The sequence below is a fragment of the Enterobacillus tribolii genome, assembly GCF_003363015.1.
Classification (GTDB): domain Bacteria; phylum Pseudomonadota; class Gammaproteobacteria; order Enterobacterales; family Enterobacteriaceae; genus Enterobacillus; species Enterobacillus tribolii.
On the sequence record NZ_QRAP01000006.1, the window covers coordinates 34720 to 58160 of the forward strand.

Consider the following 23441-nt stretch of genomic DNA (forward strand, 5'->3'; position numbering starts at 1 on the left):
GCTAACCCGCTATACAAAGAACGGAACAGAGAACAGTCGTGGCAAAAAATATCCAAGCCATTCGCGGTATGAATGATTACCTGCCCGCCGAAACGGCGCTGTGGCAGCGTATTGAGGCCGTACTGAAGCAGGTATTAGGCAGCTATGGTTACGGTGAAATCCGTTTACCGATCGTAGAGCAGACCCCGTTGTTTAAGCGCGCCATCGGCGAAGTAACCGATGTGGTCGAAAAAGAGATGTACACCTTTGAAGACCGCAACGGCGACAGCCTGACGCTGCGCCCTGAATTAACCGCGGGCTGCGTGCGTGCGGGTATTGAGCATGGTCTGCTGTACAATCAGGAACAACGCTTCTGGTATCTGGGTCAGGCGTTCCGGCATGAACGTCCGCAGAAAGGGCGCTATCGCCAGTTCTATCAGCTGGGTGCGGAAGTGTTCGGGCTGGAAGGTCCGGATATCGACGCTGAGCTGATTATGATGACGGCGCGCTGGTGGCGGGCGCTGGGTATCGCCGGGCATGTTTCGCTGGAGCTGAACTCCATTGGTTCTGCAGAAGCCCGCGCAAACTATCGCAGCGCGCTGACTGCCTATCTTGAGCAGTACAAAGAACAGCTGGATGAAGACTGTAAGCGCCGCATGTATACCAACCCGCTGCGCGTGCTGGATTCTAAAAATCCGGAAGTACAGGCACTGCTGAACGATGCGCCGCGTTTGTCCGAATACCTGGACGCGGAGTCGCGCGAACACTTTGCCGGTCTGTGCCGTTTTCTGGATGATGCGGGTATCGCTTACCGGGTGAACGAACGCCTGGTGCGCGGCCTGGATTACTATAACCGCACGGTGTTTGAGTGGGTGACTACCAGCCTGGGCGCACAGGGTACGGTTTGCGCCGGCGGCCGCTACGACGGCCTGGTCAGCCAACTGGGCGGCCATGCTACGCCGGGCATCGGCTTTGCGATGGGGATGGAGCGCCTGGTGCTGCTGGTGCAGTCGGTGAACCCTGATTTTCGCGCCGAAGGCCAGGTGGACGTCTACCTGATCTCCTCCGGCGAGGGGACGCAAAGCGCCGCTATGCAACTGGCTGAAAAAATCCGTGATGCTATGCCGCAGGTTAAGCTGATGACCAACTACGGCGGCGGAAACTTTAAGAAACAATTCGCCAGAGCGGACAAGTGGGGTGCCCGCATCGCCCTTGTGCTGGGTGAGAACGAAATGCATGCCGGTCAGGTTAACGTGAAAAACCTGCGTAATGGCGACCAGCAAACCGTGGCTCAGGATGACGTCACCACGCTGCTGGCAACGATCTTAGGTTAAGGAGAAGGACACCGTGGAAGTCTATACCACAGAAAACGAACAAGTTGACGCCATTCGCAACTTCTTTAAAGAAAACGGCAAGGCTATCGTCGTTGGCATCGTGATTGGTTTCGGCGCGCTGTTTGGCTGGCGCTACTGGCAGAGCCATCAGACGGAAAACATGGCCCGCGCCTCAATGTCTTATCAGCAGGCCAGCGAATCGCTGACCGGCGGAAAAGCGGACGGTGTTTCCCGGATGGAAGCTTTCATCAAGGAAAACCAGAACAGCTACGGCGTGCTGGCGGCAATGCAGTTGGCGCAGCATCAGGTTGATAAAAAAGACTTCGCCGGCGCGGAAAAGCAGCTTAGCTGGGCTGCGGCGCAGAATAAAGATCAGAACCTGGCCGCATTGATCGACCTGCGTCTTGCCCGCGTGCAGTTGCAGGAAAAGAAATACGACGAGGCGCAGAAGACGCTGGATCGTGTTACGGCCAAGGGCTGGGTCGCCATGGCTGACGAAGTGCGCGGCGATGTGCTGGTTGCCAAAGGCGATCAGCAGGGCGCCCGGAATGCTTACAGCAAAGGGCTGGCATCCTCGGAAGCGTCTCAGTCATTGCAGGCGCTGCTGAAAATGAAACTGAATAATTTGTCCAGCTAAGGGGATAACGAATGCAAGTGCGTAAGACGCTCCTGGTAGGGCTGGTCTCTGTAACGCTGCTGAGCGGATGTTCATGGTTCAGCAGTGAGACGGACGTGGTGACGATGTCTCCCCTGCCTAAAGTAGAAAACCAGTTCAGCCCGAATACGGTATGGAGTACCTCGGTGGGCGACGGCATCGGTGAGTATTATTCGCACCTGCGTCCGGCCTGGCAAGACGGTAAAATCTACGCCGCCGATCGTAACGGCGTCGTGAAAGCGATGGACGCCGAAAAAGGCAGCGTTGCCTGGACGGTTAACCTGGCCGAAAAATCCGGCTTTTTCTCCTCTTCTGCGCCCGCGCTGTTGTCCGGCGGTTTAGCGGTTTCCGGCGACAAAGTATACGTCGGCTCGGAAAAAGCGGTGGTTTACGCCCTGAGCACGTCGGAAGGGAACGTTGAGTGGAAAACGGTCGTGGCCGGTGAAGCGATTTCCCGCCCGGTGATCAGCGACGGCATGGTACTGATTCACACCTCCAACGGCATGTTGCAGGCGCTGAATGAGTCTGACGGCGCCATCCGCTGGACGGTTAACCTCGATATGCCTTCTTTGTCCCTGCGCGGCGAGTCTGCGCCTGCAATCGCCTACGGTGCGGCAATCGTCGGCGGCGATAACGGCCGCGTCAGCGCCGTGCTGATGCAGCAGGGCCAGATGATCTGGCAACAGCGTATTTCCCAGCCGGTCGGCGCCACGGAGATCGATCGTCTGAATGACGTAGATACCACCCCGGTAATCGTAGACGGCGTGGTGTACGCGCTGGGTTACAACGGTAACCTGACGGCGCTGGAGTTGCGTTCCGGCCAAGTGCTCTGGAAACGTGAAATGGGCGCGGTGAATGACTTCATCGTAGATGCCGGCCGTATTTTCCTGGTGGATCAGAAAGATCGCCTGGTCGGGCTGAAGAGCGATGGCGGCGTGACCCTGTGGACCAACAGCGATCTGCTGCACCGTAACCTGACGGCGCCGGTGTTGTATAACGGTTATCTGGTGGTTGGCGACAGTGAAGGTTACCTGCACTGGGTTAATGCCGACGACGGCCGCTTCGTGGCACAGCAGAAGGTGGACAGTTCAGGCTTCCTGAGCGCGCCTTTGGTTGCCGGTGACAAGCTGGTTATTCAGGCGCGTGGCGGAAAAGTTTACGCCATTACCCGCTGATTATATTATCGCGGGGCATAACGGATGTGCCCTGTAACGGCTCCTGACAAACATCAGGGGCCGTTTCGTCTTATTAATACCCCCGCTCCGGAGCGCCCGGATGCGGGAGAGAAATTATTTCAACGAGGCTGCAACAATGATACCTGTCGTCGCGCTGGTCGGGCGCCCGAATGTGGGAAAGTCCACGCTGTTCAACCGCCTGACGCGCACCCGTGATGCGCTGGTGGCTGATTTTCCGGGACTGACCCGCGACCGCAAGTATGGCCGCGCCGAAGTTAATGGTCAGGAATTTATTGTCATCGATACCGGCGGTATTGATGGCACAGAAGACGGGGTGGAAACCCATATGGCCGAACAATCGCTTTTGGCGATTGAAGAGGCGGATGTCGTCCTGTTCATGGTGGATGCCCGTGCCGGGCTGATGCCGGCGGATGAGGGCATCGCCCGGCATCTGCGCAGCCGGCAGAAAGCCACGTTTCTGGTGGTAAACAAAACCGACGGCCTGGATCCTGACGTTGTTACCGGCGATTTCTACGCCCTGGGGCTGGGAGAAACCTATGCGATTGCGGCCTCTCACGGACGCGGCGTCACCCAGCTCATTGAGCATGTTCTGCAACCGTTTATGCCGCCGGAAGAAGTTGAAGTCGAGCTGACGGAAGAAGAGGCCAATGCAGCGTATTGGGCTGAGCTGGAGGAAGAGGGTGAATTGGCGGAGGAGGGTGAAGAGGAAGAAGATGCCTTCGATCCGCAGAGCCTGCCGATCAAGCTGGCTATCGTCGGGCGCCCGAATGTGGGTAAGTCCACGCTAACTAACCGCATTCTGGGTGAAGAGCGGGTGGTGGTTTACGATATGCCGGGAACCACCCGTGACAGTATTTATATTCCGATGGTGCGCGATGAGCGTGAGTACGTACTCATTGACACCGCCGGGGTGCGTAAACGCGGCAAAGTGACGGACACGGTGGAAAAATTCTCCGTGATTAAAACCTTGCAGGCGATTGAAGACGCCAACGTGGTGTTGTTGGTTATTGACGCCCGTGAAGGTATTTCCGATCAGGACCTGTCGCTGCTGGGCTTTATTCTCAACGCCGGGCGTTCGCTGGTTATTGCGGTCAACAAATGGGACGGTTTGTCTCAGGAAACGCGCGATCAGGTAAAAGAAACGCTGGATCTGCGCCTCGGCTTCGTCGATTTTGCCCGCATTCACTTTATCTCCGCCCTGCACGGCAGCGGCGTGGGCAATCTGTTTGAATCCATTCAGGAAGCCTACGAGTGTGCGACCCGCCGGGTTAGCACGTCCTTACTGACCCGTATCATGAATATGGCGCAGGACGATCACCAGCCGCCGCTGGTACGCGGCCGCCGGGTGAAGCTGAAGTATGCCCATGCGGGCGGTTATAACCCGCCGATTGTCGTTATTCACGGTAATCAGGTGAAAGACCTGCCTGACGCTTACAAACGCTACCTGATGAACTACTTCCGCCGTTCCCTGAAGGTTATGGGGACGCCGATCCGTATTCAGTTTAAGGAAGGGGATAACCCCTTTGCCAACAAGCGCAATACGCTGACGCCGAATCAGATGCGTAAACGTAAGCGCTTGATGCAGCATATGAAAAAGAGTAAATAATAGACGGGGCACAGAATGTGCCCTGTTTTTTGTCTGCCGGCCGGTGCGGTCTGGGCCTGTCAAAGCGTATGGATGGTGTCATGTCCTGGGAAACATGGAGTTTTGCATTCGGCGTTACCGTACCCAACCTGATGATGCTGATGTTGGGCGTCGTGCTGCGGCGCTTCCGGCTATTGGATGACGCGTTTTGCGACGGCGCCACCCGGTTGGTGTTCAATCTTTCCCTGCCGTGTCTGCTGTTTTTCAGCACGGCGGCTAACCGTGCCGATTTGGGCAGTAACCTGACTTTTGTGGTGTACGGCGGCGTAGCAACGCTGGCGTGCTTTTTATTGCTGGAACTGGCGGCAACTAAACTGGTGAAAGAGCCGCGTGAACGCGGGATCTTCGTGCAGGGCGGGTTTCGGTCGAATACGGCGATTGTCGGCCTGGCTTACTGCGCCAGCGCGTATGGCGATGAAGGCGTCGCCGTCGGCTCGATGTATATGGCGGTAACGGTGATCATGTTTAACGTGCTGTCCGTCATTACGCTGACCCGCTCACTGGCGGGGAGCGGACGGCGCGGCATCGGCATTGGCGTGATTGCACGCGGGGTGGTGACCAACCCGCTGATTATCGGCATCGTGCTGGGGCTGGCTTACGCGCAGAGCGGGTGGACGATTCCCAAAGTGATCGCGGATACCGGCAGCTTTATTTCCGCGCTGGCACTGCCGCTGGCGTTGTTGTGCACCGGCGCCAGCATTGGCTGGCGCGCTATGTTCAACTCATCCAATACTGCGGGCTATGCGGCAGTTGCCAAGCTGATGCTGGTGCCTGGCCTGATGACGCTGGGCGGCCTGGCGATCGGGCTGCGTGGCGTGCAGCTCGGCGTGATGTTTTTATTTACTTCAACGCCCACGGCGGCGGCCAGCTATGTAATGACCCGTGCCATGGGCGGTAATGCGACGCTGGCGGCGAATATCATCGCGCTGACGACGCTGGGTTCCTTTTTTACCACCGCTGTGGGACTCTATGTACTGCGCCATTTGGGCGTCATTTAACGGGAGAAAACTGATGGATGCGCTATGCCCGGTTTGCCGGCAGAATATGCTGTGGCGTGATGGTCACTTCTTTTGTGAGCGTTGCCGGCAGGGTTACCAACGCCAGGCACTGTGCCCGGAGTGTGAAAAGCCATTGCAGGAATTGAAGGCCTGCGGCGCTGTTGATTACCTTTGCCAGAATGGTCACGGATTGATCTCCCGCAAGAGGGTACGTTTTAGCTATATTCCGCTGTGACTTAACAAGTAATTTGTGCTAAATAGATTAACGGATGATTTTTATTCTCACTGATATATTGAATCGCCAATTTGCTATTTTTAATTAACTCAATACCCCTAAAGTGGTATTTATTATTAACTGTGAGAGTGACCAGGTAATTATTATCGAAAATCTGACTCTCTGCGCATTTCTATTTTATGCCTTCCCGTCATTCTATTTCCATCCTGCTATCTGCTTCGCAAAAAACGATTTTTTCGCCCATAACCTGAACTGATTTGATTAAAAACAATATTTTCATTGTGGTTTTTAGTTCTTATATCCATGAGCAATAAAACCCTCTGATTGACGCCACCTTGTTTATTCGACAGCAGGATGGCGGATAAAAATAAAATGGCTGCCGGCATCCTTTCCCGGTTCGGCCTTAATCTGGAAGACGCACTTATGGCTAGGCAAAGCAAAAAATTACTGCATGTTATGCTTTTGGGGCTGGCGGGAATTTGGGGTGTGAGTCAGGCGGAAACTGCGCCGCCGGCGAACGCAGCCAAGGAACAGAAAGTCGAAGCGCGTAACGATCGTTTCGCACCGATGCATCCGTCACAATACAACTCCTGGAAGGCGACCAGCGAGCAGTCCGAGCGGGTTGACGCGCTGGGGGAAGATCCCCGCATGGTCATTCTGTGGGCGGGATATCCTTTTGCCAAAGATTACAACAAACCCCGCGGTCACTTTTATGCGCTGACCGACGTACGTGAAACCCTGCGTACCGGCGCGCCGAAAACGCCGGAAGACGGCCCGTTGCCGATGGCCTGCTGGAGCTGTAAAAGCCCCGATGTGGCCCGCGTAATCAGCGAGCAGGGCGAAGACGGCTACTTTACCGGTAAATGGGCGCGCGGCGGACCGGAAATCGTCAACGCGCTGGGCTGCGCCGACTGCCACAATACGGCATCAGATGATTTCGCCAAAGGCAAACCGGCATTAACGCTGTCCCGTCCTTATATTTCACGCGCAATGGACACCATCGGCAAACCGTTTGAAAAAGCGGGACGTCTCGATCAGCAATCTATGGTCTGCGCCCAGTGTCACGTGGAATATTATTTCGACGGCGATAAGAAAGCCGTGAAATTACCTTGGGACAAAGGAACCACCGTTGATGATATGGAAGCTTACTACGACAATATCGCTTTTGCGGATTGGGTAAACCCCCTGTCAAAAACACCGATGATTAAAGCGCAGCACCCGGAATATGAAACCTGGCGCGACGGCGTACATGGCAAAAATAACGTTACCTGTATTGATTGCCATATGCCGAAGGTGAAAAACGAGAAAGGCCTGCTTTATACCGATCACAAGATCGGCAACCCGTTTGATAACTTCGATCAAACCTGCACCACCTGCCATACGCAGGATAAAGCGGCGCTGCAATCGATTGTCGATCAGCGCAAGAAAGATATTCATGACCTGAAGATCAAAGCGGAAGATCAGCTGGTGCGCGCGCACTTCGAAGCGAAAGCCGCCTGGGATGCCGGTGCGACCGAAGCTGAGATGAAGCCGATTCAGCAGGATATCCGTCACGCACAGTGGCGCTGGGATTACGCCATCGCTTCACACGGCGTCGCCATGCATGCGCCGGACGTTGCGTTGCGGGTGTTAGGCACGTCGATCAACAAGTCTGCCGATGCCAGAACCAAACTGGCCCGTCTGCTGGCGACCAAAGGCATTACGCACGAAATCGCGCTGCCGGATATCTCTACCAAGGCGAAAGCACAGCTGGCTCTGGGAATGGACATGGACGCGCTGAACAAAGAAAAACAGGAATTCCTGAAGACGGTTGTTCCCCAGTGGGATGAACAGGCTCGTAAAGCAGGATTGTTAGACCAATAACCAAAAAACGCCCCGCAGAGCGGGGCGAATAACCAGTGGAGTCAATATGAGCGTATTACGTTCGTTATTTGCCACCGGGGTGCTGGCCTGCTGCTTTATGTTTTCCGCATTACCCGCCAGTGCTCAGGAAAACGCCGGAGCCGACGCGCCGTATAAAGTGGAATTGCAGCGCAATCCCGACGATGCCTGTACCCGTTGCCATAAGCCGCAGGATTTGGGCATGCACGGCGAACATGCGAAGGCCATCAACCCGAATAACGGCCAGGCGTTAACCTGTACCAACTGCCACGGTAATCCGGGGCCGCAGCACCGCGAAGGCGGGAAAGATGTGATGCGTTTCAACGAGCCGGTGTATACCGCCAGCCAGCAGAACAGCGTCTGTATGGCATGCCACCTGCCGGAGAAACTGCAGGCCGCTTTCTGGCCGCATAACGTACACGTGAACAAAGTTGCCTGCGCAAGCTGCCACGAGTTGCACCCGGCAACGGATCCGATGCAGAAGCTCAGCGACAAGGGGCGTATTCAGATCTGCGTGGATTGTCACCGTGAACAGCGGGAAAACCCGGCTTTCAATCCGTCATCGGTTAAGATCCTGAAGGACATACCATGAGCTACTCTCGCCGTCAGTTTGTTACCGGCATCGGGGCGCTGATCTTTATGTCTGGACCGGCGGGCCGAACGGTAGCGCAAACGCTGAATATTAACGGAATACGTTACGGCATGGTGCATGATGAGTCGCTGTGCATCGGGTGTACCGCCTGTATGGACGCCTGCCGGGAAGTCAACAAGGTGCCGGAAGGCGTCAGCCGGTTGCAGATCCTGCGCAGCGAGCCTGTCGGTACGTTTCCCGATGTGCATTACCGGTTTTACCGGCACTCCTGTCAGCACTGTGAAAACGCGCCGTGCGTGGACGTGTGCCCTACCGGCGCCTCGTTTATCGACGCCAAAACCGGCATCGTCGACGTTAACCCTGACCTCTGCGTGGGATGTCAGTATTGCATCGCGGCGTGTCCGTACCGCGTGCGCTTTATCCACCCGGAGAGCAAAGCCGCGGACAAATGCGACTTTTGCCGTAAAACCAATCTGGCCCAGGGCAAGTTACCGGCCTGCGTGGAATCCTGTCCGACCAAGGCCCTGACGTTCGGCAACCTGGACGATCCCAACAGCGACGTTTCCGTGCTGTTGCGCGAGAAGCCGGTGTACCGCGCCAAGGCGGCGCTGGGTACGCAGCCTAAGGTCTACCGGGTGCCCTCACAGTACGGGGAGATAGCGGAATGAACACGACAACGTCCTCCGCCTTTCACTTTCCTTCGCTGGTCTGGGATTGGCCGATTGCTATTTATCTGTTCCTGATCGGGATCTCCGCCGGGCTGGTGACCGTCGCGATTCTGCTGCGCCGTTACCATCCGCAGGCGGGTACTGCGCAGAGCGGCATCATGCGCACCACTGCCATCGTGGCGCCGCTCTCCATCATCGTCGGTCTGGTGATCCTGATTTTCCACCTGACCCGGCCGTGGACGTTCTGGAAGCTGATGTTCCACTACAGCTTCACCTCGGTTATGTCGATGGGGGTTATGCTGTTCCAGGTTTATACCGTGGTGCTGCTGGTTTGGCTGGCGATCATCTTTCATGAGGAAGTTGCCGGGCTGCAACGGCGCTTTGTGCCGCGCATGGGCTGGATTAACACGCTGGTGAGCCGGCTGGCCGGTTTTACCCGCGGGCTGGAAAACCTGCTGATGGTGCTGGCGGTGCTGCTGGGCGCCTATACCGGTTTTCTGTTGTCCGCGCTGAAGTCTTATCCGTTCCTGAATAACCCGGTGTTGCCGGCGCTGTTTTTGTTTTCCGGCGTCTCGTCCGGGATCTCCGTGGCGATACTTACCGCGGTGAAAATGTTCCGGGTTTCACCGGACAGCCAGGAAATTCACTTCGTCCACCGTCTGGAAAAACCGGTGGTCGGGCTTGAGATTTTCCTGCTGGCCGCCTTCCTGATCGGCCTGCTGCTGGGCGGCGGCGGTAAGGAAGAAGCGCTGATGGCCGCCGTCGGCGGCGGATTCTGGGCGTGGTGGTTCTGGGTCGGCGTTGTAGGTATCGGCCTCGTGCTGCCGCTGCTGGTGCGCATGGTATGGCGCTCGCATTCTTCCCTGCAACTGTGGTTAACGGCTGGCGCCAGCCTGTGCGGCGTTCTGCTGTTACGTTTCTTTGTGTTGTACGCCGGGCAAATGACGGTGGTGTAAAGGGATACTTTGCGGTTGATGATTCCTGAACTGGGAACGATAGCCTTACTGGCGGCGCTGATGTTGAGCGTCGCCTCTTCTCTGCTGGTATGGGCGGGATGCGTCCGCCGCAGGGAAGAATGGCTGCGTTTTGCCCCGGCGGCAGGCGTGGCGGTCTGTTTGTTGGTAGTAGCCGCCTTTGCCGTGCTGGTTTTCTCCTTCCTCCGGGATGATTTCTCGGTGCAGTACGTTGCGCAGCACTCGCACCGGGATCTCCCGCTGCTGCTAAAAATTGCGGCAAGCTGGGGCGGCCACGAAGGCTCGCTTCTGTTCTGGCTGATGGCCCTGACCCTGTGGGGCGGGCTGTTTGCCTTGCTTTCGCGCCGCTATGATCTGCGCTTCTCCGCGTTAACGCTGGCATTGATGAACGGCGTGAATGCGGCATTCATCATTTTTATCGTCTGGTTCTCCAGCCCGTTTGCCCGGCTGTTTCCTCCTGCCTGGGAAGGGCGGGATTTGAACCCGATGCTGCAACATATCGCGTTGATTATTCATCCTCCTCTGCTGTACCTGGGCTATGCCGGGTTTACGTTGTGCGCGGCGATGGCGCTGGGCGCGGTGCTGAACGGTCGTTTTGATGCGGCGATTGCGGGTTGGGTACGGCGCTGGGCCGGCCCGGCGTGGGGCTTCCTGACGGCGGGAATTATTCTGGGCTCATGGTGGGCATACTGTGAGCTGGGGTGGGGCGGCTGGTGGTTTTGGGACCCGGTGGAAAACGCCTCCCTGCTTCCGTGGCTGAGCGGGACGGCGTTGCTGCACAGCCTGGCGGTCAGCGCCCGGCGGGGCATTTTCCGTCACTGGACGCTGTTGCTGGCGTTGTTCACCTTTATCCTCAGCCTGTTGGGAACGCTGATCGTGCGTTCCGGCATGCTGGTTTCCGTGCATGCGTTCGCTCTGGATGCGGAGCGTGCGCTGCCTTTGCTGATTTTGTTCGCCGGGCTGAGTTGCCTGGCGTTGGGATTGTACGCCGCGCGTTGCGATTTACGGCCGGCCGCCGCGCGCTACTTCCCTTTCTCGCGTGAAAACCTGATGCTGGGCGCGTTGCTGCTGTTCACGGTAGTGACGTTGGTGGTGCTGATTGGCACCTTCTACCCGATGTTGTACGGCCTGATGGGATGGGGAAAAATTTCCGTCGGCGCGCCGTATTTCAACTTGTCGCTGGCACCCATCGCGGTGCTAATCCTGCTGCTGATGGCCGGTTCAGGCGGCGTGCGCTGGAAATCCGCGCCGGCGCCCGGTAAAACGGCGCTCCTGGGGCTGGCGGCGCTGGCCTGTATTGTCGCGCTGTTAGCCGCGTGGCTTACGGGTATCGGCGTATTGGCTGCTGCGATCGTCGGGATCATCGTGTCCGTGACGGTGGCGCAAGCTGGCCCGTTTACGCGCATCAATGCCCGGCTGGGCGGTATGCTGCTGGCGCATGCCGGGGTGGCGCTGAGCGCGTTGGGGATCGTATTTTCCGCCAGTATTTATCATGAAGTCAGCGTGAATTTATCGCCGGGGCAGCAAACGACGCTCTCCGGCTATCAGTTCCGTTATGTGAGTGCGGAGCTGCAGGCCAAAGAGAACTACACCGCCGAAGTTTTGCGCGTGGATATTCTGCGTGAGGGGAAAACGCTGGCGACGGTAATGCCGGAGCGGCGTCACTACACCGCACGCAACCAGTTGATGATTGAACCCGGCATTCACTGGGGCTGGATGGGAAGCTGGTACGTGGTGGCCGGTGAGAAAACGGACCGGGAGCGCTATGCGATGCGTTTCTATTACCAGCGGGGAGTTCAGTGGATTTGGCTCGGCGGTGTGTTGATGATCGCCGGTATGATGTGGAATCGCATGGGCAGGAGGGTATCCCGGTGAAGAGCCTGATTTTGTGCCTGCTGTTTTTCCTGCCGCTTTGCGTATCGGCGCAGATCGTCGATACCTGGCAATTCGCGTCGCCTGAACAACAGAAGCAGGCTTATGATTTGGCACGTGAATTACGCTGCCCGCAGTGCCAGAACCAGAATCTGATGGAGTCGAATGCGCCGGTGGCGGTCACTATGCGCCATGAGGTTTTTACCCTGGTTGAGCAGGGGAAAAGCGCTGACGAGATCGTGGCGTCTATGACGCAACGCTACGGAGAATTTGTGCGTTACACGCCTTCCCTGACGCGCCATACCCTGTTGCTTTGGGGAGCGCCGTTGCTGTTGGTTGGTATGGCGGGCGGGGGATGGTGGCTGGCGATGCGTCGCCAGCGTCGTGCGTGGCGTCAGGAGGCGGAAAAATGACGGAGTTCGTATTGCTGTTGGCTTTGATGGCATTGACGTTGGGCGTCATTTTATTTTGGCCGCGCAGTCTCCGGAGTACGGTGACGCATGGCCGGCAGGCGCAGGAGGCGGAGGCGATTTACGCTCAGCAGTGCCGTCAGGCGGAAAGCGCGCTGGCGGATCCTGCTTTAGCGCAGGCGCTGCAAAGGGAGCTGGAGAAAGACATCCTGCCAGCGCCTGCCGCGGTTGAAGTTCAGGCCGGACGCCCGTCCGGACGTATGGCGCTGTTGCTCTGGGTATCGGTTGTTCTGCTGAGCGGCGGCGCTTACGTGCTGAGCGGCGATTATCACCGGGTACGCGCAGGCATCGCGGCGATACAAAACGATCCTTTCAGCGAGCTGACGCCGCTGCAAAAGGAGGATCGCCGGCTGGAGAAACTGAAGGCATCGCTGCGGGCGACGCCGGAGGACAGCGTGCTGTGGGCTGAGTTAGGGGAGCAATATCTGCTGCTGAATGCCTATGACCACGCGACGAAGGCCTATGAGCGCGCGCTGGCGCTGCGTGGTGAAAACGCGGAGTTGCTGTCGGCGCTGGCGACGGTATTGTACTACCGCGACGGTCAGCACCTGAGCGCGGATGCCAGAGCGTTGATCGATCGTGCGCTGGCGCAGGATCCCGGTGAGGTTTCCGCCTTGATGCTGTTGGCCTCTGACGCCTTTTTTGCCGCTGATTATGCCCGGGCGATCGACATCTGGCAGACGCTGCTGGATGGCGGGAGTCCGCGCATTAACCGGGTTAAACTGATTGAAGCCATCCAAACGGCGCGCATGATGCAGCAAAACGCGATGCCGTAGTTTATTGCAGCGTCAGGCTTTACGGACGTTTTCCACTCTGCTTTCCACCCAACCGTCCGGGACACGGGTTTGCAGTAACTCGCCGTTCCGGGCCTGATCGATGCTTTTCAGCAGCTCGCCCTGCGAAGTACGGGTAACGCTGTAACCGCGCGCCAGCGTCGCCAGCGGGCTGACGCTCTCCAGTTGGGAACATAACACCTTGAAGTGCTCCCGTTCCCGCCCGAGGCGGCGCAGGATGACCTGCTCCAGCCGGTAGTGAATCTGCTGCAGGCGCTGCTGCTGGCGGGCGATGCGCGGAGCAGGCTGCTGCTGTTGCAGGCGTTGCCCCAAGCGTTCCAGATTACGGACGGCGATGCGCAAGCGGGTTTGCATCGCCTCACTCAGGCGTTGCTGTAGCCGGAATAACTGCGTTTGCTGCCTGGCGACGCGCAATTGCGGGTGCTGTTGCTGCAAGCGGTGTTGCAGGCGGGAAAAACGTTGCTGGCGCTGAACCAGGTAATAGTCCATCGCCATTTCCAGGCGCTGTTGCTGGCTCTGGATTTGCCGCAGCAGCTCAAGCTGATTGCGGCTGACCAGCTCCGCGGCGGCGGAGGGCGTCGGCGCACGCAGGTCGGCGATGAAGTCCGCGATAGTGACGTCGGTTTCGTGGCCGACGGCGCTGACCACGGGAATACGGCTGGCAAAGATGGCGCGGGCGACGCGCTCATCGTTGAAGCTCCACAAATCCTCCAGCGAACCGCCGCCCCGGCCGACGATCAAGACATCGCAGTCATTACGCAAATTCGCCAGTTCAATCGCGCGTACGATTTGCGCAGGCGCTTCGCTGCCCTGAACTTGCGTCGGGTAGATCACGACCGGCAGGGAAGGGTCGCGGCGTTTCAGAATATGCAGAATGTCATGCAGTGCCGCGCCGCTGGAGGAGGTAATTACCCCGATGCAGCGTGCCGGTGCCGGCAGCGGCTGTTTATGCGCCTGATCGAACAAGCCTTCCGCCTGCAATTTTTGTTTCAACTGCTCAAACTGCTGCTGCAACGCGCCATCGCCGGCGGGTTGCATGCTTTCGGCAATCAGCTGATAGTCACCGCGCGGTTCGTACAGGGTAATGGTGGCCCGCATCAATACCTGCTGACCGTTTTGCGGACGAAAAGTGACCCGGCGGTTACTGTTGCGGAACATGGCGCAACGCACCTGGGCGCGATCGTCCTTCAGCGTAAAGTACCAATGCCCTGAAGCAGGCTGCGACAGATTAGAGATTTCACCGGAAAGCCAGATTTGCCCCATTTCCATTTCCAGCAGTTGGCGAACCGTTTGGTTCAGGCGGCTGACGGTAAAAATTGGGGGGGAAGAAGGTATCGACATGTGACGCAGATCAAACTCTAAATCAACGTGTTAATTGATTGATAGTACATAAGCCAGTGAGCATCGCAAGACTTTTATGAAAAAAGTGCTGGAGGCAACCGTTTTCGGCCTGTATAATGCCGCGGCAATATTAAATCTGGTTCAGTCCAACACTCTGGTGAGATATTGCCCATGCTACGTATCGCAAAAGAAGCTCTGACGTTTGACGACGTTCTCCTGGTTCCCGCCCATTCTACCGTTCTTCCCAACACCGCCGACCTCGGCACGCAGCTAACCGCGACCATTCGCCTGAATATCCCTATGTTGTCCGCCGCGATGGATACCGTCACGGAAGCCCGTCTGGCGATTGCGCTGGCACAGGAGGGCGGCATCGGCTTTATCCACAAAAACATGTCCATTGAGCGCCAGGCTGAAGAAGTGCGCCGGGTGAAGCGTCATGAGAGCGGCATCGTTACCGATCCGCAGACCGTAACGCCGACCACCACGCTGCGCGAAGTGAAAGCCCTGACCGAACGTAACGGATTTGCCGGTTACCCGGTGGTGGAAAACGGCAACGAGCTGGTGGGCATCATTACCGGTCGTGACGTGCGTTTTGTCACCGATCTTGATCAGCCGGTCACGGCGGTCATGACGCCGAAAGAGCGTCTGGTCACGGTGAAAGAAGGCGAAGCGCGCGAAGTCGTCTTGCAGAAAATGCATGAAAAACGTGTGGAAAAAGCGCTGGTGGTGGATGAAGATTTCCGTCTTCAGGGGATGATCACCGTTAAGGATTTCCAGAAAGCGGAACGTAAGCCCAATGCCTGTAAAGACGAGCATGGCCGTTTACGCGTAGGCGCTGCGGTGGGCGCGGGCGCGGGTAATGAAGAGCGCATTGCCGCGCTGGTGGAAGCCGGCGTGGATATTCTGCTGATTGACTCCTCTCACGGTCATTCTGAAGGCGTTCTGCAGCGCATTCGCGAGACGCGCGCCAAATACCCGGATCTGCAAATCATCGGCGGCAACGTGGCGACCGGCGCGGGCGCCAAAGCGCTGGCCGCGGCCGGCGTGAACGCGGTGAAGGTCGGTATTGGCCCTGGTTCCATCTGTACCACCCGTATTGTTACCGGCGTCGGTGTTCCGCAAATTACCGCGGTTTCCGATGCGGTTGAAGCGCTGGAAGGCACCGGTATTCCGGTTATCGCCGACGGCGGCATCCGCTTCTCCGGCGATATCGCCAAAGCTATCGCGGCCGGCGCAGCCTGCGTGATGGTGGGTTCCATGATGGCCGGAACGGAAGAGTCTCCGGGAGAAATCGAGCTGTATCAGGGCCGTTCCTTTAAGTCTTATCGCGGCATGGGCTCTCTGGGCGCGATGTCAAAAGGTTCTTCCGACCGTTACTTCCAGAGCGATAACGCGGCGGACAAGCTGGTGCCGGAAGGTATCGAAGGCCGTGTAGCGTATAAGGGCCGGCTGAAAGAGATCGTTCACCAGCAGATGGGCGGGTTGCGTTCCTGCATGGGGCTGACCGGCTGCGCCACCATTGATGAGCTGCGCACCAAGGCGGAGTTTGTTCGCATTACCGGTTCCGGTATTCAGGAAAGCCACGTTCACGATGTGACCATCACCAAAGAATCGCCGAACTATCGTTTGGGGTCCTGATTTCTTTATCAAAAGCCCGGTATAATGCCGGGCTGATTTTTACCGTTATCGGCTTTCGGCTCTTTATTTTTTAAACAAGGCCTCACATGACTCAAAATATTCATAAGCATCGCATCCTGATATTGGACTTCGGTTCTCAATACACACAGTTGCTGGCCCGCCGCGTGCGTGAAATCGGCGTTTACTGTGAACTTTGGGCATGGGATGTGACGGAAGCGCAGATCCGCGAGTTCAATCCGAGCGGCATCATTCTGTCCGGCGGCCCGGAAAGCACCACCGAAGGCGACAGCCCGCGTGCGCCGGACTACGTCTTCAATGCCGGCGTACCGGTGTTCGGCGTGTGCTATGGCATGCAGACCATGGCGATGCAGCTGGGCGGTAAGGTGGAAAGCTCCACCGAGCGTGAATTCGGTTATGCGCAGGTAGAAATTAAAGCCGACAGCAAGATGTTCCACGACATCAAAGATGCCGTGACGGCGGCGGGCAAGCCGGTGCTGGATGTGTGGATGAGCCATGGCGACAAGGTGACCGCGATTCCGTCGGACTTCGTCACCGTCGCCAGTACGGAATCCTGCCCGTTCGCGATTATGGCGAACGATGAAAAACGTTTTTACGGCGTGCAGTTCCATCCTGAAGTGACCCATACCCGTCAGGGGCTGCGTATGCTGGAGCGCTTTGTGCTGGATATCTGCGGTTGCGAAGCGCTGTGGACGCCGGCCACCATTATCGAAGATACCGTAGCACGCCTGCGTGAGCAGGTTGGCAGCGACCAGGTTATCCTCGGCTTGTCCGGCGGGGTGGATTCCTCCGTTACTGCGCTGCTGCTGCACCGCGCCATCGGTAAGAACCTGACCTGCGTATTCGTCGATAACGGTCTGCTGCGCCTGAATGAAGGTCAGCAGGTGATGGAGATGTTCGGCGATCAATTCGGCCTGAATATCGTGCACGTTAATGCCGAAAACCGTTTCCTGGATGCGCTGGCAGGCATCAGCGATCCGGAAGCCAAGCGTAAAGCCATCGGCCGGGTTTTCGTTGAAGTCTTTGACGAAGAAGCCGGTAAGCGGAAAGACGTGAAATGGCTGGCGCAGGGCACGATCTACCCGGACGTGATTGAATCCGCGGCGTCGGCGACCGGTAAAGCGCACGTCATCAAATCGCACCACAACGTGGGCGGTTTGCCGGAAGATATGAAGCTGGGCCTGGTTGAACCGCTGAAAGAACTGTTTAAAGACGAAGTGCGTAAAATTGGTCTGGAGCTGGGTCTGCCGTACGACATGTTGTACCGCCACCCGTTCCCCGGACCAGGCCTGGGCGTGCGTGTGCTGGGCGAAGTGAAGAAAGAGTATTGCGACCTGCTGCGCCGCGCCGATGCGATCTTCATTGAAGAACTGCATAAGGCTGAGTTGTACCACAAGGTCAGCCAGGCGTTCACCGTGTTCCTGCCGGTGCGTTCCGTCGGCGTTATGGGCGACGGGCGTAAGTATGATTGGGTGGTTTCGCTGCGTGCGGTGGAAACTATCGACTTCATGACGGCACATTGGGCGCATTTGCCGTATGACTTCCTGGGCCGAGTTTCTAACCGGATCATCAATGAAGTTAATGGCATTTCCCGTGTGGTTTATGATATTTCGGGTAAGCCGCCGGCGACGATTGAGTGGGAATGATCCCCTGACAAACCTGCCGAAAAAGCCATCCGTGAGGATGGCTTTTTTATCACTCCCCCTGCTTACGCGACTGCAGCAAAATCACCCCGCTAAAAATCAGTACCATCGAGCCAATCTCCAACATCCCCAACGGCTCATCCGCGAAGAGGTACCCACACAGCAACGCGACAACCGGCGGAATATAGCTAACGGAAGCGGCGGCGACCGCGCCCAGCCTGGCGATCAGGAAATAGTAAGTCAGATAAGCCAGCCCGGTGCCCAGCAGTCCCAGCCCTAAAATCAGCCCCAGCGACGCTTTAACGCTGGCGGTGATGGCGGAAAGACCGGTAAACGGCGTCAGCAGCGTCAGAATAACCAGCGACAAACCAATCTGGTAAGTGGTTAGCGCCAGCGCCGGAATGTTCAGCGGCGACAGATATTTTCTGGCATAAACGAATGAACATCCGACACTGCAGGCGCCCAGCACCATATAACCTACGCCCGTATAGCTGATGGCCTGGCCGCTGGCCTCCCAGGGGCGGGAAATGAGGATGACGCCGGCCAGCCCCAACAGCACGCCTGCGCTTTTACGCAGCGTCAGTTTTTCCTGGCGCAGGAACAGCAGGGCGGTAATAAACGAAAACAGAGGAATGCAGCCGCTGAGTACGCCGGAAACGCCGGACAGCAGCAAAGACGTGCCTGCGGCAAATGCCCAGTAATAAAGCACCGTCGCCAGTATCGCCATTACCAGAAAATGATGGACGTAACGCAGATGCGCTGCGCGTAATGCTTTTTTGTAGCAGGCAAACAGCAGGATAGGGATAAATCCGCACAGTACGCGCAGAAACACGATTTGCACCGGCGTGATGAACTCGCTCGACCAGCGCATGAAAATGAAGTTGGTTCCCCAGACAATGCCGAGAAACGCAAAAGCGATGTAGCTTTTATCAATATAGTTTTTGTTTATCATAGAATGCCTCCATTGATGGCATTTTGCTCAGCAACATGGCATGATTCAAACGATTTAATTTACACAATAAGATAGAAAAACTATTCCATGAAACGTTATCCTCCCATGAAAGCCCTGCTGGCGTTTGAGGCGGCGGCGCGCCTTGGCAGCTTTATGCAGGCTGCCGCCGAACTTAACGTTACGCCCGGCGCCATAGGGCAACAGATTAAAAGGCTGGAATCCTGGGCGCAGATGGAACTGTTTATCCGTGATGTGCGCAAAGTGACGCTAACGCCGGTAGGAGAACGCTATTACCAGCAAATCTGCCCGGCTCTGCGGCAAATCGCAGAAGCAGGCCGGGTGCTGGAACCCGCAGGCGGAAAAACGCGCGTTGCTATCTCGATGCCGCCGGCGTTTGCCGCGCGTTGGTTTTCTCCCCGTATCCCGGTGCTGCTGCGCCAGTTTCCGCAACTCGACCTCCATCTGAATGCGACCAGCGCGATTGTCGACATTGAGCGGGATGACATCGATCTGGCCGTGCGTTACTTCGACGGTAATGACATGAAACGGGACGTTTCATTGCTGATTAATGATGAATACCGCCTTTATTGCCATCCCGATTACTGCCGGAAACAACGGTTGTTAAGCGTTAACGATTTGGTCAACGCAACGTTGCTTCATACCACGATGCACCCGTACTGGCCTCGCTGGCTGGAAACGTTTACGACGTTAAGCGCTGATGTTGCCGCCGCGCTGCCGGGTATCTATTTCGATCAGTCCCTGCTGGCGATCGATGCCGCGCGGCGTATGCAAGGCGTGGTTCTCAGCAGCAGCCTGCTGCTGGAGGCCGAGTTGAAGAGCGGCGAGCTGATTGAGCTTTTCCCTTATGGCATTACCAGCGACAGGGGATTTTATCTGGTGCGGGCGAAAAAGCGGCGCTTAAGCCCGACAGTCCGTGCCGTAAGCGACTGGATTCGCGCTGAAATGGAATACTACCGCAATGGCTCCGGTGAAATTGTGGCGTAATTGATTTATTCTGGAGCATTGCGGGTAATTGTTAGAGAGTGAGTTCGATGAAATACCAATGGATCCTTTTTGATGCCGACGACACGTTGTTTAATTTTGACGCCTTTGAAGGGCTGAAGCTGATGTTTTCCCGGCTGGGACGTGTGTTCAGTGAAGAGGACTATGCGTTTTATCAGGCCATCAACAAGCCGCTGTGGGTTGATTATCAGAACGGCAAAATTGACGCGCTGCAACTCCAGACCACCCGCTTTGAACCTTGGGCGGAGCAAATGACCATGTCGGCCCGCGATCTGAACAGCGCGTTTTTACAGGCAATGGCGGATATCTGCACTTTATTGCCGGGGGCGGAAGAGTTGCTGCGCGCTTTGTGCGGTAAGGTTGGTATGGGAATTATTACCAACGGATTTACTGAGTTACAGAGCCTGCGTCTGGAAAGAACGGGTCTGAAAGACATGTTTTCTCCGCTGGTGATTTCTGAGCAGATCGGCATTGCCAAACCTGATGCGGGGATTTTCGAGTATGCTTTCAGTCTGATGGATCACCCGCCGAGAGATCGCATCCTGATGGTGGGGGATAACCCGCACTCCGACATCCAGGGCGGGTTGAATGCAGGGATTGATACCTGCTGGGTTAACGTCCACGGCGCTGAACAGCCGGAGGGCATTGAGCCGCACTATCAGGTCCGCTCGTTGAATGAATTACAGGCACTGCTGTTGGCATAAATCCGGTAGCCGCGCCGGGACGCGGCTGTCTGTTCCGGTTGTTCAGAGGTTGATGCCAGCAAAAGACATGAATCCCAAAGACATCAACCCTGCAGTGATAAAGACAGAGCCCAGGCCCTTCAGCCCTTCCGGCATCTTCGCGTACTTCATTTTTTCCCGCAGCCCGGCCATTGCCACAATGGCCAGCATCCAGCCCAGTCCGCACCCGGTACCGTAAACGAAAGATTCGGGGAAGGTGTACTCCCGTTGCACCATAAAAATCGTCGCCCCGAAGATGGCGCAATGGATAGTCAGCAATGGCAGGAAAGCGCCCAGGGTATGTTGCAGGGCGGGTAAAAAGCGTTCAAATACCATTTCCAGAATTTGCACCAGTGCCGCCAGTACCCCGATGAAAGTAATGAAATCGAGGAAACTGAGATCGACGCCTTCTATCAGAGCGCCGTTCTTTAACAGATTATGGTAGATCAGATTGTTTAGCGGCGTAGCGATGGCGAGCAGAACGGTGACCGTCAGCCCCAGTCCGAAAGCGGTTTCTATCTTTTTAGAGACGGCTAAAAAGGTACACATGCCGAGAAAAAAGTTCAGAGCCATGTTTTCGACAAAAACAGCGCGAAAAAAAATGTTCAGGTACTGCTCTAGCACAGAAGGCTTCTCCTTAAGCAAACATCGACTACGATTGTAATGGCTATAGCAGAATAACCTACTAAAACATCTCCATTTTGAGATGGATCATAGATAAAATTTATATATTTAATCCATTTGTCATTTTCGTGATGAATAATTACAAAGGGATTGTTATGCCAGTATATGAAAGAGCAATGAGATTACTTAGAACATGGGATGCTCGCCTCTGAATGTTGGCTGATGTTTTCTTTGATGGAAAATGTTCGCCTTTAAGACTATTCTTGTATTTTGATAGTTTGATTTTACATCCTTACTACTACGGACTAATCTTATATTTTATGAGACTTATCTTGTGAATTTGATAAGGATATTAACTGGGTTTAATACGCTAATTATAAGTTTGAACAATATGTTATGCTGTAAAGGATAGCTGGATTTTTGCGCGTGTAATTTCACGTGGTTCTTTTAGGATTATTTTTAACTAATTGAAAATTATTGTTTTTTATGCAAAAGGTAGGGTGGGTCAAATTTTAGGCACTACCTGCGCTGGTCGCTTGTCGGCTTAAGCATATTATGGCTTAATACAGGCTTGATTGTCGCTTGGCGGGGAGTGGAATGCTATGGCTTCGGATTATTCGCAATAATTTGCGTCATCAGTCACTTCCCTGAAAGCGTAATTGATATTCGCAATTTTTTCTGATAGCGATAAAACGAATTATACAGTTGAAGCGATTCTTTGATGGCTGTGTGAGGCGTGTGCCTGTGTGAGGTCAGATAATGCTTTCAGCAGAAACTATTGTTACACATGGCTACAGTTAACGGATGCGTTATTATTCACCATCAGAAAATATTTTTGTCTATGAAACAATAAGTAGTAGTAATGCTAACCAATGGTGATAGGTAAATCAGATAATACTGTATGAACAGACACCCCGTAAAGGTGGTAAATTCCCTGTATTGTCGGGCTTCTTTGTATGTGTCACCATTTTCGTTTGCGCAGCGCTATTCAGGCGGAAAACTTAGCGAGTGCTTATTGTTATGTCAGAGGCAGAAAACCAGGATGGTCGGATACCTGACACAGAAAGAAGAATTGGTATCACAACAGTATTAATGGATGAGTACATCATGTTCTCTTTACTGATTGCCGCGCTGCTGAGTAGCACGTTCGGTATTCTGATTGCCCGCAAAGTTGCGGTGTGGATCGGCTTGGTTGATAAACCCAATCAACGCAAATTGCATAGCGGTAATATTCCTCTGGTCGGCGGTATCGCGATTTATCTGGCGATATGCGTCCTCTATTTCCTGTTTCCGCAACTGCCGCCGCATAGCACGGCCTATCTATTCAGCGTTTCCCTCTTGTTGCTGGTGGGGATTCTGGACGATCGTTTCGATCTGCCGGTGCTGCCCCGCGTTACGGCTCAGGCGGCAGCGGCGATTCTGCTGATGGTCGATGGCGCTTACCTCTATTCTCTCGGTAATCTGGCCTTCGGTGAAGAGCTGCTGCTGGGCGTGATCGGCTACGTCATCACGCTGTTCGCCATGTGGGCATCCATCAATGCGTTTAATATGTCTGATGGCATCGACGGTCTGTTGGGCGGGCTCACGGCCGTTTCGCTGGCCGCGCTGGCGTTTTGTTTTTCCCGGGGCGGGCAGGAGGTTCCGGCGATCTGGTGCTTATGCCTGATTGGGGCGCTGGTGCCTTACCTGCTTTTCAACCTGGGCGTCTTCGGTCGCCGCTTTAAAATTTTCATGGGTGACGCAGGCAGTACCTTGCTTGGCTTTACTTTATTGTGGCTGCTGATCATGGCGACCCAGGGGGAAATGGCGGTGATTGCGCCGGCGACGGCGCTATGGTTGATCGCTATTCCGCTGATGGACATGACGGCGATCACGATCCGCCGTATCCGCCGCGGCGACAGCCCGTTTAAACCCGACCGCGAGCATTTGCATCATATTTTAATGCGGAGCGGGTTGACGGGTCGTCAGACCCTGATGGTTATGGTACTGTTTGCGTCGCTTATTGCGTTGATCGGTATTGGGCTGGATGTGATGGCTGTACCCGAATTGTTCTCTGTTACGTTGTTTTTGCTGATGTTCGTCAGCTATTTTTATGTGTTGGCTCAATTGTTGCGGAGAAGCCCGCAAGCGGCTGCGATGAAGGGGACGCCGGTTTCTTCCCCGGTGGGCCATTAAGCACGGATAATA

The 23441-nt window shown here is 55.8% G+C and carries 21 protein-coding genes; 18 read left to right on the plus strand and 3 right to left on the minus strand.

Going from position 1 to position 23441, the window contains the following annotated elements; all coding sequences use genetic code 11:
- The first annotated feature begins 38 nt into the window (after window positions 1-38).
- From hisS to ccmI, 13 genes are all read left to right on the plus strand, one after another.
- A complete protein-coding gene (hisS, locus tag C8D90_RS13350) occupies window positions 39-1313 on the plus strand; it encodes a histidine--tRNA ligase (protein WP_115458958.1) in 1275 nt (424 codons plus the stop codon).
- 13 nt (window positions 1314-1326) lie between these two features.
- Complete coding sequence (locus C8D90_RS13355; RefSeq protein WP_115458959.1) at window positions 1327-1950, plus strand: YfgM family protein; 624 nt, start codon at window positions 1327-1329, stop codon at window positions 1948-1950.
- Between the two features lie 11 nt (window positions 1951-1961).
- On the plus strand, window positions 1962-3143 hold the full coding sequence (gene bamB, locus C8D90_RS13360; RefSeq protein ID WP_115458960.1) for an outer membrane protein assembly factor BamB: 1182 nt from the start codon (window positions 1962-1964) through the stop codon (window positions 3141-3143).
- A 136-nt stretch (window positions 3144-3279) separates the two neighbouring features.
- Window positions 3280-4770 carry a ribosome biogenesis GTPase Der gene (gene der / locus C8D90_RS13365; RefSeq protein ID WP_115458961.1) on the plus strand — a complete coding sequence of 497 codons (1491 nt, stop codon included), beginning with the start codon at window positions 3280-3282 and terminating at the stop codon, window positions 4768-4770.
- A gap of 80 nt (window positions 4771-4850) precedes the next feature.
- On the plus strand, window positions 4851-5807 hold the full coding sequence (locus C8D90_RS13370) for an AEC family transporter (protein ID WP_115458962.1): 957 nt from the start codon (window positions 4851-4853) through the stop codon (window positions 5805-5807).
- A gap of 13 nt (window positions 5808-5820) precedes the next feature.
- A complete protein-coding gene (locus C8D90_RS13375; protein ID WP_115458963.1) occupies window positions 5821-6042 on the plus strand; it encodes a zinc ribbon domain-containing protein in 222 nt (73 codons plus the stop codon).
- A 456-nt stretch (window positions 6043-6498) separates the two neighbouring features.
- Entirely contained in the window at window positions 6499-7905 is a 1407-nt protein-coding gene (gene nrfA, locus C8D90_RS13380; RefSeq protein ID WP_376744973.1) for an ammonia-forming nitrite reductase cytochrome c552 subunit, read from the plus strand.
- Window positions 7906-7951: 46 nt separating this feature from the next.
- Window positions 7952-8515, plus strand: coding sequence for a cytochrome c nitrite reductase pentaheme subunit (gene nrfB, locus C8D90_RS13385; protein WP_115458964.1), 564 nt, complete (start codon window positions 7952-7954; stop codon window positions 8513-8515).
- Window positions 8512-9183 carry a cytochrome c nitrite reductase Fe-S protein gene (nrfC, locus tag C8D90_RS13390; protein WP_115458965.1) on the plus strand — a complete coding sequence of 224 codons (672 nt, stop codon included), beginning with the start codon at window positions 8512-8514 and terminating at the stop codon, window positions 9181-9183. Before nrfB ends, nrfC begins: the two co-directional genes overlap by 4 nt.
- Window positions 9180-10139, plus strand: a complete 960-nt coding sequence (gene nrfD / locus C8D90_RS13395) for a cytochrome c nitrite reductase subunit NrfD (protein ID WP_115458966.1) — start codon at window positions 9180-9182, stop codon at window positions 10137-10139. Before nrfC ends, nrfD begins: the two co-directional genes overlap by 4 nt.
- Window positions 10140-10157: 18 nt before the next feature.
- Window positions 10158-12032, plus strand: a complete 1875-nt coding sequence (locus tag C8D90_RS13400; RefSeq protein WP_115458967.1) for a heme lyase CcmF/NrfE family subunit — start codon at window positions 10158-10160, stop codon at window positions 12030-12032.
- On the plus strand, window positions 12029-12442 hold the full coding sequence (nrfF, locus tag C8D90_RS13405; RefSeq protein ID WP_196238511.1) for a heme lyase NrfEFG subunit NrfF: 414 nt from the start codon (window positions 12029-12031) through the stop codon (window positions 12440-12442). Before C8D90_RS13400 ends, nrfF begins: the two co-directional genes overlap by 4 nt.
- Window positions 12439-13275: a c-type cytochrome biogenesis protein CcmI gene (gene ccmI, locus C8D90_RS13410; RefSeq protein WP_162844401.1), complete on the plus strand. Its 837-nt coding sequence runs from the start codon at window positions 12439-12441 to the stop codon at window positions 13273-13275. The genes nrfF and ccmI overlap by 4 nt, the downstream gene beginning before the upstream one ends.
- 12 nt (window positions 13276-13287) lie before the next feature.
- On the opposite strand, the gene xseA is transcribed toward ccmI, so the two are convergent.
- Window positions 13288-14634, minus strand: a complete 1347-nt coding sequence (gene xseA, locus C8D90_RS13415) for an exodeoxyribonuclease VII large subunit (protein WP_115458969.1) — start codon at window positions 14632-14634, stop codon at window positions 13288-13290.
- 171 nt (window positions 14635-14805) lie between these two features.
- Between xseA and guaB the strand changes: the two genes are divergently transcribed.
- Window positions 14806-16272 carry an IMP dehydrogenase gene (guaB, locus tag C8D90_RS13420; protein ID WP_115458970.1) on the plus strand — a complete coding sequence of 489 codons (1467 nt, stop codon included), beginning with the start codon at window positions 14806-14808 and terminating at the stop codon, window positions 16270-16272.
- Window positions 16273-16358: 86 nt separating this feature from the next.
- The gene (gene guaA / locus C8D90_RS13425) at window positions 16359-17936 is read left to right on the plus strand and encodes a glutamine-hydrolyzing GMP synthase (protein ID WP_115458971.1); all 1578 of its coding nucleotides are present in this window, start codon (window positions 16359-16361) and stop codon (window positions 17934-17936) included.
- A gap of 49 nt (window positions 17937-17985) precedes the next feature.
- Here the strand turns inward: guaA and C8D90_RS13430 are convergent, their stop codons facing one another.
- Window positions 17986-18885 (minus strand): DMT family transporter, encoded by a 900-nt coding sequence (locus C8D90_RS13430; RefSeq protein ID WP_115458972.1) that lies wholly within the window; start codon window positions 18883-18885, stop codon window positions 17986-17988.
- An 87-nt stretch (window positions 18886-18972) separates the two neighbouring features.
- On the opposite strand from C8D90_RS13430, the gene C8D90_RS13435 reads away from it, so the two are divergent.
- Both C8D90_RS13435 and yjjG read left to right on the plus strand, forming a co-directional pair.
- On the plus strand, window positions 18973-19890 hold the full coding sequence (locus C8D90_RS13435) for a LysR substrate-binding domain-containing protein (RefSeq protein ID WP_115458973.1): 918 nt from the start codon (window positions 18973-18975) through the stop codon (window positions 19888-19890).
- A gap of 47 nt (window positions 19891-19937) precedes the next feature.
- Window positions 19938-20612: a pyrimidine 5'-nucleotidase gene (gene yjjG / locus C8D90_RS13440; protein WP_115458974.1), complete on the plus strand. Its 675-nt coding sequence runs from the start codon at window positions 19938-19940 to the stop codon at window positions 20610-20612.
- Between the two features lie 42 nt (window positions 20613-20654).
- Here yjjG and nqrE read toward each other — a convergent pair whose 3' ends face one another.
- Entirely contained in the window at window positions 20655-21254 is a 600-nt protein-coding gene (nqrE, locus tag C8D90_RS13445) for an NADH:ubiquinone reductase (Na(+)-transporting) subunit E (RefSeq protein WP_115458975.1), read from the minus strand.
- Between the two features lie 1107 nt (window positions 21255-22361).
- Here nqrE and wecA point away from each other — a divergent pair.
- A complete protein-coding gene (gene wecA / locus C8D90_RS13450; protein ID WP_115459217.1) occupies window positions 22362-23429 on the plus strand; it encodes a UDP-N-acetylglucosamine--undecaprenyl-phosphate N-acetylglucosaminephosphotransferase in 1068 nt (355 codons plus the stop codon).
- The last annotated feature ends 12 nt before the right edge of the window (window positions 23430-23441 follow it).